Genomic DNA, 12,808 nt, shown 5'->3' on the forward strand with positions numbered 1-12,808 from the left:
GCTAACAACGCACTTGTACGGGCACAACACCCCCCCCCCTCCCGGAACCAACCTTGCGCTGGGGAAACACAGGGGGGGGGGGGGGGGCGGCTCCCCCCCCCCCCCCCCCACCCCCCCCCCCCCGGGACCAGCCGGACGAGCGGACTAGAGGGGCAGGCGGAGCAGGGGTCGGCCGCTTCCGCCGCGGACCTCCAACGCCGTCAGGTCCGAGCGTTGCAGGGCCGTGCCGATCACGATGCGGGCCGTGTTGTCCGGGACCGCCTTCCACGTCGCCAGGACCGTCTCCGTGCCGTTGCGGGCGATCGCCACCAGCAGGTAGTCGCCGCCGCTGCGGCCGCCCGTGTAGCTGCACGACATGTCGACCTGGGTGCCCCAGTCGAACGTGTCGAGGCGGGCGTCCGCGCGGACCGGGAACTGGCCCAGTGCCGTCATCTGGATCGCCGGCGGGCCCGACGGCGTCGGCCACGCGGCCACCACGCCGAGCGCGACGCACGCCGACACCGCCAGCGCGGCCGACACCGACGTCACCGCGAACCGGATCCGCCGCCCGCGCCGGACGCGGCGCAGCACCGAAGGCAGCAGCTCCGGCGGAGGCGGCCCGGCGTCGAAGACCGCGGCCGGCGTGTCCACCCTGGCCAGCAGCCCCGGCAGGCCCGCCAGCTCGCGCACCGAAGCCGCGCACCGGTCGCACTCCCGCAGGTGCTGCTCGAAGCGCTGGCGGTCCTCGGGGGCGAGCGCCCCCAGCACGTACGCCGCGTCGAACGTCGCGAACGGGTCCTCGCTCACTGGGTCACCCCCCTCTCCTCCAACACCAGGCGCAGCGCGCGCAACGCATAGTGCGTCCGCGACTTGACCGTCCCCTCGGCCACGCCGAGCCGTTCCGCCGCGTCGGCGACGGAGTACCCCTGGAAGTAGCACAGCAGCAGCACCTCGCGGTGCCGTTCCGACAGCTCCGCGAGCGCCTCCGCGACCAGCCAGCCCTGCACCGCCCGGTCGGTCCCGTCCGCCACGGCCCGCTCCGGCGGCTGGTCGGTGACCACCTCCGAGCGGGCCGACGCCGAGCGCCAGCCGTCGATCGCGATGCGCCGCGCGACGGTGAACAGCCACGCCCGCGCCGAGCCCGTCGACTGGTCCAGCACCGTCGTCGACCGCCAGGCACGCAGCAGCGTCTCCTGGACGACGTCCTCGGCGCGGATCCGGTCGCCGGAGGTCAGGTGGAGCGCGTAGGACCACAGCGCGCCCGCGTGCTCTTCGTGCAGGGCGCGCATCAGCGCGTCTTCGGCGACTTCCCCCACGAACTCAGGCCGCTACTCGACGCCGGTCCTTCACGAACATCAGGGCGAGACCGCCGACGATGCAGACCGCCTCGGTGATCACGCCCCAGTACTCCGGCTGGCTGTCGAACTGGTCGTGGTTGCCGGCGAAGCCGACCGTCGCGGCCAGCACGTACGCGCCGAGCGTCAGCACCCCGAAACCGACCGCGCCCAGCGCGGGCAGCCAGTGCCGCCAGGCCAGCACCGCAATGGCGACGACCAGCCCGCCGATCGCGTCCAGCAGGAACAACGGGCCGACGATGCCCGGGTAGTCCTCGGTCCACAGGAAGTAGTGCACGCCCGCCGAGCCCAGCAACGCGGCCGCCACGACGATGCGCAGAACCCAACCCACCATGATCTTTCCTCCGCTCCACACCCACTCGGGTAGATACACGGAACAGGGGCCGATCCGGTTCACCGCGGATTGAACCGATGCGGTGCCGGTCTCGTTCATTAGGGCATGACTGCCGAACTGCACTCCCGCCGCACCGTCCTCACCACCGGTGCCGCCGTCGCCGGCGCCGCCGTCGGCGCCGTCGCGCTCACCGCCTGTGGCTCGTCGGACGACGCCAAGTCCGGCACCGCGCAGGCCCCGATCGCCGCGGGCACGCCGCTGGTCGCGCTCTCCGAGGTCCCGGTCGGGCAGGCGAAGGCCGCCAAGGCCCCGGACGGCTCCGACGTGATCGTGGCCCGGACGTCCGAATCGGCGTGCGCCGCCTTCAGCGCGATCTGCACGCACCAGGGCTGCACGGTCGCGCCGAAGGGCGCCGACCTCGTCTGCCCCTGCCACGGCTCGGTCTTCAACGCGCTCACCGGGGAGGTCAAGCAGGGCCCGGCGAACAAGCCGCTGCCGTCGGTGGCGGTCAAGGTCGAGAACGGGAAGGTCGTCACCAGCTGACGGGCCGGTCGGCACGAAGGGCCCTTGTGGACGGTCGTCCGCAAGGGCCCTTCGTGTGACAGAAAGAACTCAGGCGTCCCAGGCGAACAGCCGCTCACCGGCGGTGACGTCGCGCTCGCCGTCCAAACCGGACAGCACGTCCGCCGAGGCGTCCAGCGCCACGACCGGGACGATCGCCGAATACCCCGCCGCGGTCACGGCTTCCGGGTCCCAGCTGACGATCGGCTGGCCGGCCCGCACCTGCTCGCCCTTGACGACGTGCAGCGTGAAGCCCTCGCCCTTCTCCTTGACCGTGTCGATGCCCAGGTGCACCAGCACCGCCTTGCCGTCGTCGGTCGCGACGACGTAGGCGTGCGGGTGCAGCGTCGCGACCGTGCCGTCGACCGGCGCGACCGCGTCGGACCGGCCGCCCGAGGGCTGCACCGCGAGGCCCGGGCCGACCATCGCCTCCGCGAACACCGGGTCGGGGACCTCGGTGATCGCCACCACGCGCCCGGCGACCGGGCTGAGGATCTCGAGGCTCACAGCAGGTCCTCGATGTCGCTGGCGATCGTGTCCGCCTCCGGCCCGACGATCACCTGCAGGGCCGTGGACCCCATCTTGACGACGCCCATCGCGCCGGCCTTCTTCAGCGCCGCCTCGTCGACGAGACCCATGTCGTCGACCTCGCAGCGCAGCCGCGTGATGCAGCCCTCGATCTCGGTGAGGTTGCCCGCGCCGCCGAGTGCCGCGAGGATCTGTTCGGGCCTGTCATCCGCCATCGCGGTCTCCTTGATCGCTGTTTGTTCCCAACCTGACGCGAACCGCGTGTCCACCTGTACTACGCCGTTCGTCGGCATGCACCCCGCCGCGGGCCACGAACGGATAACGGTGGTTGACACCCGTCCGCGCGGCGGAGCATCCTGCCCCATCAGATTCATTGGTCTAGACCGGAACGTACCAATGTTCCGGTCCGGACGCGAGCACCGGTCCCCCGGTGAACCGAGAACGAGGAGGGTGACGCCGATGAGCGCGGCCGCGCACGTCCCGCCACCCGACCGGGTCGTGAACGGGCCCACGCCCAAGCACGCCCAGCTGCGGGAAATCCTCCGCCGCACGGTGGAGCGAGAGCTCCCGCCGGGTGCGCCGATCCCGTCGGAACGCGAGTTGGCCCAGCGCTACGGCGTGTCGCGGCTCACGGTCAGATCGGCGATCGGCAAGCTGGTCGAGGAGGGCCTGCTCGCCCGGGTCCGCGGCAAAGGCACGTTCACCGCGGCCCGGCGGATGGAGCTGCAGCTGTACCTGATGTCGTTCACCGACGACATGCGGAGGCGGGGGCTGACCCCGACGACCGAGGTGGTGTCGGCCGCCACCGAGGTCCCACCCACCGCCTCGGCCCACGCCCTCGGCCTGACCGAGGGCGCCCCGGCGCACCACCTGGTGCGGCTGCGCCACGCCGACGGCGTGCCCCTGGCCGTCGAACGGGGCTGGTACCACGCGGGCCGGGCTCCCGGCCTGCTCGAGCTCGACCTGACCCAGTCGATCTACGCGCAGCTGGCCGAGACGTACGACGTGCGTCCCGACCAGGCGTGGCAGACCGTCTGGGCCGAAGGAGCGGATCGCGAGACGGCCCGGCTGCTCGGCATGCGCGCCGGCAGCCCCCTGCTCGTGTTCCGCCGGGTCTCCAGCGCGAACGGCGACCCCATCGAAGACATCACGTCCTGGTACCGGGGAGATCACTACCAGGTGACCATGCAGTTGGACCGGAACACCCCGGAGCCCGGTCAACCACCCCACTATGGAGGATCCAGATGAGCTCCACCACCGCGGAAGGGGCGACGAAGAAGGGCGGCGGAGGCCTCGCCGGTCTTCAGCGCTTCGGCCGTAGCCTCATGCTTCCCATCGCCACGCTCCCCGCGGCCGGCCTGCTGAACCGGTTCGGCCAGGACGACATTCTCGGCAAGACAGGCCTGGGCTGGGACAAGGTCGCCGCCGTCGTCGGCGGGGCGGGCAACGCGCTCTTCGACTTCCTGCCCCTGCTCTTCGCGATCGGCATCGCGGTCGGCTTCGCCCGCAAGGGTGACGGTTCGACCGCCGTCGCCGCGGCCGTCGGCTGGGTCGTGCTCAACCGCGTGATCCAGGCGATCGCGCCGATCAGCAGCCAGACCGGGTACAAGCCGAGCTGGGACGGCTCGCCGCTGCACTGGCCCTACAGCGTGCTGACCGGCATCATCGCCGGTCTCGTCGCCGCGGTGCTGTGGCAGCGCTACTACCGGATCAAGCTGCCGGCGTGGCTGGCGTTCTTCGGCGGCCGCCGGTTCGTCCCGATCATCACCGCTTTCGCCATGATCATCCTGGGCGTCGTGCTCGGCCTGGTCTTCAAGTACGTCGACGCCGGCATCCAGAACCTCGGCGAGGCGATCGTCGGCCAGCCGGTCGTCGGTGGCGGCATCTACGGCTTCTTCAACCGGCTGCTCATCCCGGTCGGTCTGCACCAGCTGCTGAACGTCCCGGTGTGGTTCATCTTCAACGGCGGCGACCTGACCAACTTCTTCAACCACGTGCAGGGCTCGGGCACGTTCATGACCGGGTTCTTCCCGATCTTCATGTTCGCCCTGCCCGCCGCCGCGCTCGCGATCTGGCAGACCGCGCGCCCGGCGCAGAAGAAGGTCGTCGGCGGTGTGATGATCGCGGCCGCGCTGACCTCGTTCATCACCGGTGTCACCGAGCCGATCGAGTTCTCGTTCATGTTCGTGGCGTGGCCGCTGTACATCTTCCACGCGGTCATGACCGGTGTGTCGCTGGCGGTGGTGAACGCGCTGGGCATCAAGCTCGGGTTCTCCTTCTCCGGTGGCGCGATCGACTTCGCGCTCAACTCGAGCCTGGACACCGCGCACAAGGCGTGGCTGCTCATCCCGATCGGGCTCGTGTTCGCGGTGATCTACTACTTCGTGTTCCGGATCGTCATCACGAAGTGGAACCTGCGGACGCCGGGCCGCGAGGACGACTCGATCGAGTCGGACCTCGACCGCACGGCCGCGAAGTAAGATCGGTACGACGTAAACCCCTGTAGTGAGAGGACGAACATGCCGGAGAAACGCGTCGCCGTGGCAAGCAAGGTGGGCCTGCACGCCAGGCCGGCCGCGCTGGTGGCGAAGGCGGCCGCGGCGCAACCCGTCGCGGTGCAGATCGCCAAGGCGGGCGGGAGCCCGGTCGCTGCCGGCAGCGTGCTCAACCTGATGACGCTCGCCGCCGGGTACGGCGACGAGGTCGTCATCAGCGCCGAGGGCGAGGGCGCCGAGGAGGCCGTGGAAGCGGTCGCCCAGCTGGTCGCCACCGACCTCGACGCCTGAGGTAGAACACACTGCGAAGGCCTTCGCACCGGTCCCCCGACACCGGTGCGGAGGCCTTCGTGGCGTTTCGTAGGGTGGACGCATGGACAGCGTGCGCCTGATCGACGAGTGGCCGGTGGACAACGCCGCGACGGCCGTGGTGACCGCCGGCGGGAGTGTCGTGGGCCGCCACGGCGACACCGCGCGGCAGTTCCGGCTGGCCTCGGTCAGCAAGCCGCTGACCGCCTACGCCGCGCTCATCGCGGTCGAAGAGGGCGTCGTCGAGCTCGACACCCCGGCCGGGCCCGAGGGCTCGACCGTGCGGCACCTGCTCGCGCACACCTCCGGGCTCGCCTTCGACGCGCACAAGGCGATGGCCGCGCCGGGCACCCGCCGTCTCTACTCCAACGCCGGCTTCGAGCAGCTCGCCGACGCGCTGGCCGAGCACTCCGGCATCCCGTTCGCGCAGTACCAGGCCGAGGCGCTGTTCGCGCCGCTGGGCATGGGCGCGACCACCCTCGACGGCTCGCCCGCGTCCGGCGCGGTGTCCACTGTGGACGACCTGGTGGCCTTCGCCGCCGAGCTGCAGGCGCCCAAGCTCCTCGACCCGGCCACCGTGACCGCGGCCACGAACGTCGTGTTCCCCGGCCTGTCCGGCGTGCTGCCGGGGTTCGGGCACCAGAAGCCCAACGACTGGGGCCTCGGCTTCGAGATCCGCGACCACAAGAGCCCGCACTGGACGGGCTCGGCGAGCTCACCGCGGACCTTCGGGCACTTCGGCCAGTCGGGCACGTTCCTCTGGGTCGACCCGGACGCCGGCGTCGCCTGCGTCGCGCTGAGCGACCGCGCGTTCGGCCCCTGGGCGGCCGAGGTCTGGCCGCGGTACACCGACGCCGTGCTGGCGGAATTGAGCGCGTGAAGCGCCTTCTCGCCGCGCTGCCGCTTCTGCTCGCCGCCTGCAGCGCGCCCACGGCCGCCCCGCCGCCTCCTTCGCCGTCGCCGGCCGCCGCCGAAGCTCCCCCCGCCCTCGGCACGAACGGCGCCGCCGTGCCCGCGCTGCGCTGGACGCCCTGCCACGGCGGCTTCCAGTGCGCGCCCGCGGCCGTGCCGCTGAGCTACCGCGAGCCGAAGGGCAAGGCCGTCACGCTGTCGGTGATCCGGCTGCCGGCGACCGATCCGGGACGGCGGCTCGGCTCGCTGTTCTTCAACTTCGGCGGCCCGGGCACCGACGGGGTCGGCGAGCTGACGCGGTTCGCGGCGCGGTACCCCGCCGAGCTGAAGGCCCGCTTCGACCTGGTGAGCTTCGACCCGCGCGGGATCGGCGGGTCCGCGCCGATCAGCTGTCCGGGCGCCGACCACGCGCCGTCGCCCGGGTCACCGCTGCGGCAGCCGGACGCCTTCTTCGCGGCGAGCGCGGCGCCGGGCAAGGCCTGCGCGGCGGGCTCCGGCGACCTCTTGGCCCACCTGTCGACGGCGAACGTGGCGCGCGACCTGGAGCTGCTGCGCCAGGCCGTCGGCGACCCGGCCCTGAACTTCTACGGCTACTCCTACGGCACGTACCTCGGCGGCACGTACGCGAACCTGTTCCCGGACAAGGTCCGCTCGATGACCCTCGACGGCACGCTCGACCTGGTCGCCAACGCCACCGGGAAGCCGGGCCAGGAGAAGCAGCCGGTCGACGTCCGCGCCGACGTCGCCGGGGCCCAGCAGCAGGAGCTGGACCAGTTCTTCACGGTGTGCGCCGCGGCCGGACCGAAGTGCGCGTTCTCCAGCGGCGACCCGAAGGCGAGGTTCGCCGGGGTCTTCGCGCGGGCGTCGCGCACCACGGGTGTCGGCGGCCTGATGAAGACGGTCGACAGCGCGCTGTATCAGTCCGGGCGGTGGAAGCGGCTCGCGCAGACCCTCGCGGCGATGCCGGCGGATCCAGCGCTCGCTTCGCCAGTGCTCGACCCGTACGTCCCTACGCACTCCCCCGGCTTCCTGGCCGTCCAGTGCGTCGACAGCGACAACCCGTCCGCGCCGGCGGACTACGCGGCACTGGCGACCCGGGAGAGCGCGCGGCAGCCGTACTTCGGGCTGGGCTCGGTGTTTTCGATGGCGCAGTGCGTCGGCTGGCCCGCCCACGACGAAGACCGGTACACCGGGCCGTGGAACCGGACGCGGAAGAACCCGGTCCTGGTGCTGAACAACCGGTTCGACCCGGCGACCCCGCTGCACAACGCGCAGGCGACGGCGGCGGAGCTGGGTGACGGCCGGGTGCTGGTCGTCGACGGGTACGGGCACACCTCGCTGGACGCGCCGAGCGCGTGCGCGTCGGCGGCCGTGGTGCGCTACCTGACCGACCTGGCCGCGCCGGCGGCGGGGACGACGTGCCCGCCGGACGCGGTCCCGTTCCCGTGAAGGAGAAACCGTTTTCCGGCCCGGTTTCTCACTCACTCCCCGCGAGCGCGGGTCGTTCAGCCTAACGGCCGACGCCGGCAGGGTCTTTGGACCCTGCCGGAGGCACTGCGCGGGTGGTGTGATCCAGGGGTGCGCGCCCGCCGCCGGGCCGGTGCGGGGACCTCGGGCCCCGGCGGGCCGCACACCACTACTGCGCCATGACGCGGATCGGTTCCCCCGCCTGGAAAGCCGCGATGTCCTCGACGGCGTCGCCGTAGAAGATCTCGTAGACCTCCCGCGCGACGAAGCCGATGTGCGGGGTCAGGGTCGCGTTGTCGAGTGTCCTCAGTGGATGGTCGGCCGGGAAGGGTTCGATGTCGTAGACGTCGAGCGCGGCGCGGATCGCCTTGCGCCGCAACGCGTCCACCAACGCGTCCTCGTCGACGACCGGGCCGCGCGAAGTGTTCACCAGGAGCGCGCCCGGTTTCATCGCCGCCAGCTCCGCCGCGCCGACCAGGCCGCGGGTGCGCCCGCTCAGCACGAGGTGGACGGACAGGACGTCCGAGCGGGCGAACAGCTCGTCCTTCGACACCGCCGTGACGCCGTGCGGCTCCGCCTTCTCCGGCGTGAGGTTCTGGCTCCAGGCGATGGTCTCCATCCCGAAGGCCTGCCCGATCTTCGCCGCGCCCGAGCCGAGCCGGCCCAGGCCGAGCAGGCCGAGCGTCTTGCCGTGCAGCATGGTGCCGACGCCGGTCTGCCAGCCGCCCTCGCGCATGGACCGGAACTCCTGCGGGAGGTTCCGCGACGCGGCGAGGATGAGCGCCCAGGTGTGTTCGGCGGTCGGCTCGCCGAGGTAGCCGGTCTTGCACACGACAACGCCGTTGCGCTGCGCGGCGGGCACGTCGATGGCGGCGTTGCGCGGACCGGTGCTGACGAGCAGCTTCAGGTCGGGCAGCCGGTCGAGCACCTCGGCCGGGAAGCGGGTGCGTTCGCGCATCGCGACGACGGCTTCGAAGCCCTGCAGCTGCCCGACGACGTCGGTGAGGGGCTCGGTGAAGACCGTGATGTCGGCCTTCAGCGAGTCCCAGTCACCGAAGGTCAGGGCGACGTCCTGGTAGTCGTCGAGGATGGCGATTCGCATGATCTCACCGTAGTGGCACGAGCACGTCCACGCGGACCAAGTGGTGGTCGGAGGCGTCGTCGAGCCGGGACAGCGGGTCGGCCGGCACCGGCCAGAACACCTCCGCGTGCCAGGGCAGCAGCCCCTTCGACGGCAGCACGTAGTCCGTGCGGAGGTTGCCCGGCGCGACGTCGTTGAAGTCGCCCGTGTCGTAGAACGGGTTGCTCTTCTGGCCCACGTTCGCGCCGCCCTGGGTCTGGGACGCCAGGACCGCGCCGCGGCTGCCCGGGCGCGTCTGGATCACGCGGCGCGCGTTCAGCAGCTGCTCGATCGCGCCCGGGACGCTGTCGCCGTCCAGCGGGTCGGAGTTGTTGTCACCCGCGACGACGAAGCGTTCCGACGCACCCAGGCCGCCGCGGTGGCCGCGGTCGTCGTAGATGTAACCGCCCTTGCCCGGCGTGACGTAGTCGGCCCAGAAGCGGATCTCGTCGTTGTTGCGGGTGCCGTTGCGGTCCTCCGGGCCGTCGAAGCTCGGCGGTGTCGGGTGCGAGACGAGGAAGTGCACCGTCGAGCGGCCGATCTTCAGCGGCAGGTCCCAGTGGGACTTCGACGACAGCCGCAGCACGTTCAGCTCCGCGGGGCTGTACCAGTCGTGCGGCGCCGGCGTCGCGGGGTCGTCCGGCAGGAGCGCGCCCGGCATGTCCTTCCAGAGGAACTTCTGGAACGTCCGCGCGTGCGCGAAGTCGATCGGGTACTTCGAGAGCACGAGCAGCCCGTACTGGCCTTCGAACGTGCCGAAGCCCTGGGCGTCGTTGCCGAGGCCGATGGTGCCGTCGCGGTCGAGGTCGAAGCCGGTCGGGACGCCCGTGTTCACCGGCGCGGTGTAGGCGTACGGGTAGTCGATCGGCTTCGCGCCGTGCTGGCCCACCGCCAGGTAGTTCTTCCGGAACAGGTCCGCGGCCTTGTTGCCCGGCACGTAGTCGAACTCGTTGATCAGCTGGACATCGGCGCGGTTGCGCTGCACGACTTCGGCGACCTCCTGGGCCTGGGCGTTGCCCGGCGTCGAGAGGTCGGTGACCAGCTGCCCGGCGGCCGCGCGGTTGAGCGAGGCGTTGAAGGTGGCGAAGCGGACGTTGGTCCCGAAGCTCGCTTCAGCGGTGGCGGGCACGAAGAGCGCGACGAGCGCGGCGACGGTCAGCCCGGCGGCGATGCGTTTCACGGTGAATACCTCCCAGTCGGGCGACACCCTATGCGGCGAAACCCCGTCCCGGGTGAGCGCCAGGTGAACGGCCGACGTGACCCAGCCCTCTTGAACGCGTTCAAAAAGAGCGCTACCGTTCCTCTTGAACACGTTCAAAACAAGGAGGGACCATGGAACCCGTTGTTGTCGCCTACGCGCTCTACCTGCTGATCAGCATCCCGCTGACGGTGCTCGTCGCCCGGACGCTCAGCAAGCACGGCCGCACCTTCCTCACCGAGGTCTTCGAGGACAGCCCCGGCCTGGCCAACGCCGTCAACCAGCTGCTGGTCGTCGGCTTCTACCTGATCAGCCTCGGCTTCGTGACGCTGTTCCTGACCAGCCACGCCGCCGTCGGCACCGCCCGGGAGGTGTTCGAGCTGCTGTCGGTGAAGGTCGGCGTCGTCGCACTCGTCCTCGGGGTCATGCACCTGTTCAACGTCCTGGTGTTCAACGGCATCCGCCGCCGCCACCTGGCCCCCAAGCCGGCGCCGCAGCCGGTGCTCGCCGGCCGTCCCGTCCCCTACCCCGGCGCGCCGGGCCAGCCGGTCCCGCCCTTCCCGCAACCCTGACGTGGCCGGCGCTAACGTGCAGAGCGTGCCGAAGAGCGAGGAAACGCGGTCCCTGATCGTCACCACCGCCATGCGGCTGTTCACCGAGAACGGCTACGACCGCACGACGATGCGCGCGATCGCCACCGAGGCCGGTGTCTCGGTCGGGAACGCGTACTACTACTTCTCGTCGAAGGACCAGCTGATCCAGGGGTTCTACGACGAGATCGCGCGGCTGCACCTCGACGCCGCGCGCGAGCTGCTGGCGAACGAGCCGGGGTTCGCGCAGCGGCTGAAGGCCGTGCTGCTGTGCTGGCTCGACCTCGCCGAGCCCTACCACCGCTTCGGCACGCAGTTCTTCGTCAACGCGGCCGACCCGGAGTCCCCGCTGAGCCCGTTCAGCCCGGAGTCCGCGGCCGCCCGCGACGCGTCGATCGAGCTGATGCGCGAGGTCGTCGACGGCTCCGACGTCAAGCTCGACCCGGAGCTGCGCGCCCAGCTTCCGGAGCTGCTGTGGCTGTTCCAGATGGGCGTGGTGCTGTTCTGGGTGCACGACCGCTCGGCCGGGGAGAAGCGCAGCCGGATGCTGGTCGAGCGCAGCGTCCCGCTGCTGGCCCGGCTGGCCGCGCTCTCCCGGCTGCGGGTGTTCCGGCCCGTCAGCCGGGAGATCGTCGACCTGATCCAGGATCTCGCTAAGCGGGACTGACCGCGCGGAAGTACAGGAACCGCGGGGTGGTCCGCAGCTTCTCCGTCCACTTCGGATCGGCCTCGGCCGCCTCGGGCACCGGCATCGGCTCCTCCAGGCGGTCGACGGCGAAGCCGGCGTCACGGACCGCGTTGAACGTCCAGCTCAGCGGCCGCCGGTAGAACTGGACCGGGTGGGTGATGCCTTCCAGGCCGAAGTCGTCGTCGAGCAGCTCGACCTCGAAGTAGTTCTCCTTGCCGAACCAGTGCCAGTCCTCGCCGGGGTGGTGCACCGAGAACACGAGCGCCCCGCCGGGCTTGAGCACCCGCCGGAACTCGGCGAGGGTGGCGCCCCAGTCCTTCAGGTAGTGCAGCACGAGTGACGCCGTGATGATGTCGACCGAGCCGTCCTCGACGTCGAGGGGCCGGGTGACGTCCGCCTGCTCGAAGCGGGCGACGTCGCCGAACTCGCGGCGGGCGACGGTGATCATGCCCGCGCTGGCGTCGACCCCGAGGACGTCGGCGCCCCGCGCGGCCAGCAGCGCGCTCAGGTGCCCGGCCGCGCAGCCGACGTCCAGCACGCGCCGGCCCTCGACGTCGCCGGCCAGGTCTGCGATCGCGGGCCGGTCGTAGAGGGCGTTGGTGACGGACTTCCCGGCGTGCTCGGCGTAGGCCTCGCTGTAGGCGTCGTACTGCTCGGCCCGCGCCCGGCCGATGATCTCCTCGATCACCTCGGTCTTGGCGTCGGCGTAGTTCTGGACGTACTTCCACTCCCGCGCGGCCAGCTCACGCTTCTTCGCCGCGTACAGCGCCAGCTCCTCCGGGTGCGAGCGCAGGCGTTCGCGGAAGAGCCGGTAGCGCGGCGTCTGGCCGTTGCCGGGTGAGTAGACGTGCAGGTTGATGTTCGTGTCCGGGCCCTTGAAGCAGCGGTGCTTCTCCCAGTCCGGCTCGCGGATGACGAGCTGGTAGCCCGCGCCTTCCAGCGCCGGCAGGTAGTCGTCCTCGTCGTCGGAGTCCGGCACCTCGAGGAGGATGTCGACGCAGGGCTTGGCGCACAGGCCCGGCACCGACGTCGAGCCGACGTGCTCGAGGACGAGCGCCGTCTCCCCGAGCACGCCGCGGATCCGCTCGGCCTCGTGTTCGAAGACCTTCGGCCACTCCGGGTCGTAGTCGACGAGGGTGATGGTCGAGTCGAGCTTCGGCGGCTCGCCGCCGACCCAGGCGTTCTCCAGCTGGCTGTCGTCGAGTGCTTCTTGGCTGGTCATTCCGGTAGACCCCCTTGCTGAAGGCAGTCGGCCAGAATATCAGCCCGGGG

The 12,808-nt window shown here is 71.3% G+C and carries 16 protein-coding genes; 8 read left to right on the forward strand and 8 right to left on the reverse strand.

Translation table 11 applies throughout. From position 1 onward, the window contains the following. Window positions 1-144 precede the first annotated feature (144 nt). Genes ACZ63E_RS20710 through ACZ63E_RS20720 form a run of 3 tightly spaced genes read right to left on the reverse strand, consistent with a single transcriptional unit; the run spans window position 145 to window position 1,668 of the window. Window positions 145-786, reverse strand: a complete 642-nt coding sequence (locus ACZ63E_RS20710; protein ID WP_465337776.1) for an anti-sigma factor family protein — start codon at window positions 784-786, stop codon at window positions 145-147. Continuing rightward, window positions 783-1,295, reverse strand: coding sequence for a sigma-70 family RNA polymerase sigma factor (locus ACZ63E_RS20715; RefSeq protein ID WP_465307135.1), 513 nt, complete (start codon window positions 1,293-1,295; stop codon window positions 783-785). The genes ACZ63E_RS20710 and ACZ63E_RS20715 overlap by 4 nt, the downstream gene beginning before the upstream one ends. 4 nt (window positions 1,296-1,299) lie before the next feature. Further along, complete coding sequence (locus ACZ63E_RS20720; RefSeq protein WP_465337777.1) at window positions 1,300-1,668, reverse strand: hypothetical protein; 369 nt, start codon at window positions 1,666-1,668, stop codon at window positions 1,300-1,302. Between the two features lie 105 nt (window positions 1,669-1,773). Here ACZ63E_RS20720 and ACZ63E_RS20725 point away from each other — a divergent pair, with 105 nt between their 5' ends. Continuing rightward, window positions 1,774-2,211: a QcrA and Rieske domain-containing protein gene (locus ACZ63E_RS20725; RefSeq protein ID WP_465337778.1), complete on the forward strand. Its 438-nt coding sequence runs from the start codon at window positions 1,774-1,776 to the stop codon at window positions 2,209-2,211. Between the two features lie 69 nt (window positions 2,212-2,280). On the opposite strand, the gene ACZ63E_RS20730 is transcribed toward ACZ63E_RS20725, so the two are convergent. Both ACZ63E_RS20730 and ACZ63E_RS20735 read right to left on the reverse strand, forming a co-directional pair. Further along, the gene (locus ACZ63E_RS20730) at window positions 2,281-2,736 is read right to left on the reverse strand and encodes a PTS sugar transporter subunit IIA (RefSeq protein ID WP_465337779.1); all 456 of its coding nucleotides are present in this window, start codon (window positions 2,734-2,736) and stop codon (window positions 2,281-2,283) included. Continuing rightward, entirely contained in the window at window positions 2,733-3,131 is a 399-nt protein-coding gene (locus tag ACZ63E_RS20735) for a PTS sugar transporter subunit IIB (protein ID WP_465307143.1), read from the reverse strand. Before ACZ63E_RS20735 ends, ACZ63E_RS20730 begins: the two co-directional genes overlap by 4 nt. A gap of 85 nt (window positions 3,132-3,216) precedes the next feature. Between ACZ63E_RS20735 and ACZ63E_RS20740 the strand changes: the two genes are divergently transcribed. The 5 genes from ACZ63E_RS20740 to ACZ63E_RS20760 all read left to right on the forward strand — a co-directional run bounded on the left by ACZ63E_RS20740 (window position 3,217) and on the right by ACZ63E_RS20760 (window position 7,922). Beyond that, window positions 3,217-4,005 carry a GntR family transcriptional regulator gene (locus ACZ63E_RS20740; RefSeq protein ID WP_364529260.1) on the forward strand — a complete coding sequence of 263 codons (789 nt, stop codon included), beginning with the start codon at window positions 3,217-3,219 and terminating at the stop codon, window positions 4,003-4,005. Then, on the forward strand, window positions 4,002-5,237 hold the full coding sequence (locus tag ACZ63E_RS20745) for a PTS transporter subunit EIIC (protein ID WP_465337780.1): 1,236 nt from the start codon (window positions 4,002-4,004) through the stop codon (window positions 5,235-5,237). Before ACZ63E_RS20740 ends, ACZ63E_RS20745 begins: the two co-directional genes overlap by 4 nt. A gap of 39 nt (window positions 5,238-5,276) precedes the next feature. Further along, window positions 5,277-5,543, forward strand: a complete 267-nt coding sequence (locus ACZ63E_RS20750) for an HPr family phosphocarrier protein (RefSeq protein WP_013224593.1) — start codon at window positions 5,277-5,279, stop codon at window positions 5,541-5,543. A gap of 82 nt (window positions 5,544-5,625) precedes the next feature. After that, on the forward strand, window positions 5,626-6,441 hold the full coding sequence (locus ACZ63E_RS20755; protein ID WP_465337781.1) for a serine hydrolase domain-containing protein: 816 nt from the start codon (window positions 5,626-5,628) through the stop codon (window positions 6,439-6,441). Further along, window positions 6,438-7,922: an alpha/beta hydrolase gene (locus ACZ63E_RS20760; RefSeq protein WP_465337782.1), complete on the forward strand. Its 1,485-nt coding sequence runs from the start codon at window positions 6,438-6,440 to the stop codon at window positions 7,920-7,922. Before ACZ63E_RS20755 ends, ACZ63E_RS20760 begins: the two co-directional genes overlap by 4 nt. A gap of 187 nt (window positions 7,923-8,109) precedes the next feature. Here ACZ63E_RS20760 and ACZ63E_RS20765 read toward each other — a convergent pair whose 3' ends face one another. Beyond that, window positions 8,110-9,042 carry a D-2-hydroxyacid dehydrogenase family protein gene (locus ACZ63E_RS20765; RefSeq protein ID WP_465337783.1) on the reverse strand — a complete coding sequence of 311 codons (933 nt, stop codon included), beginning with the start codon at window positions 9,040-9,042 and terminating at the stop codon, window positions 8,110-8,112. Window positions 9,043-9,046: 4 nt separating this feature from the next. Further along, the gene (locus tag ACZ63E_RS20770) at window positions 9,047-10,240 is read right to left on the reverse strand and encodes an endonuclease/exonuclease/phosphatase family protein (RefSeq protein ID WP_465337784.1); all 1,194 of its coding nucleotides are present in this window, start codon (window positions 10,238-10,240) and stop codon (window positions 9,047-9,049) included. Between the two features lie 152 nt (window positions 10,241-10,392). On the opposite strand from ACZ63E_RS20770, the gene ACZ63E_RS20775 reads away from it, so the two are divergent. Then, window positions 10,393-10,830, forward strand: coding sequence for a hypothetical protein (locus ACZ63E_RS20775; RefSeq protein ID WP_465337785.1), 438 nt, complete (start codon window positions 10,393-10,395; stop codon window positions 10,828-10,830). Window positions 10,831-10,855: 25 nt separating this feature from the next. Continuing rightward, complete coding sequence (locus tag ACZ63E_RS20780) at window positions 10,856-11,515, forward strand: TetR/AcrR family transcriptional regulator (protein ID WP_465307157.1); 660 nt, start codon at window positions 10,856-10,858, stop codon at window positions 11,513-11,515. Here ACZ63E_RS20780 and ACZ63E_RS20785 read toward each other — a convergent pair. Then, the gene (locus ACZ63E_RS20785; protein WP_465337786.1) at window positions 11,502-12,758 is read right to left on the reverse strand and encodes a GrpB family protein; all 1,257 of its coding nucleotides are present in this window, start codon (window positions 12,756-12,758) and stop codon (window positions 11,502-11,504) included. The genes ACZ63E_RS20780 and ACZ63E_RS20785 overlap by 14 nt on opposite strands. Between the last annotated feature and the right edge of the window lie 50 nt (window positions 12,759-12,808).

The sequence above is a fragment of the Amycolatopsis sp. NPDC104819 genome (genome assembly GCF_055583145.1).

Excerpts from the sequence above, each read along its gene's own strand:
- ACZ63E_RS20735 (WP_465307143.1), bottom strand. The coding sequence starts at position 3,131 with ATGAATCTGATGGGGCAGGATGCTCCGCCGCGCGGACGGGTGTCAACC.
- ACZ63E_RS20725 (WP_465337778.1), top strand. The coding sequence starts at position 1,774 with ATGACTGCCGAACTGCACTCCCGCCGCACCGTCCTCACCACCGGTGCC.
- ACZ63E_RS20755 (WP_465337781.1), top strand. The coding sequence starts at position 5,626 with ATGGACAGCGTGCGCCTGATCGACGAGTGGCCGGTGGACAACGCCGCG.
- ACZ63E_RS20745 (WP_465337780.1), top strand. The coding sequence starts at position 4,002 with ATGAGCTCCACCACCGCGGAAGGGGCGACGAAGAAGGGCGGCGGAGGC.
- ACZ63E_RS20750 (WP_013224593.1), top strand. The coding sequence starts at position 5,277 with ATGCCGGAGAAACGCGTCGCCGTGGCAAGCAAGGTGGGCCTGCACGCC.
- ACZ63E_RS20740 (WP_364529260.1), top strand. The coding sequence starts at position 3,217 with ATGAGCGCGGCCGCGCACGTCCCGCCACCCGACCGGGTCGTGAACGGG.
- ACZ63E_RS20720 (WP_465337777.1), bottom strand. The coding sequence starts at position 1,668 with ATGGTGGGTTGGGTTCTGCGCATCGTCGTGGCGGCCGCGTTGCTGGGC.
- ACZ63E_RS20785 (WP_465337786.1), bottom strand. The coding sequence starts at position 12,758 with ATGACCAGCCAAGAAGCACTCGACGACAGCCAGCTGGAGAACGCCTGG.
- ACZ63E_RS20765 (WP_465337783.1), bottom strand. The coding sequence starts at position 9,042 with ATGCGAATCGCCATCCTCGACGACTACCAGGACGTCGCCCTGACCTTC.
- ACZ63E_RS20775 (WP_465337785.1), top strand. The coding sequence starts at position 10,393 with ATGGAACCCGTTGTTGTCGCCTACGCGCTCTACCTGCTGATCAGCATC.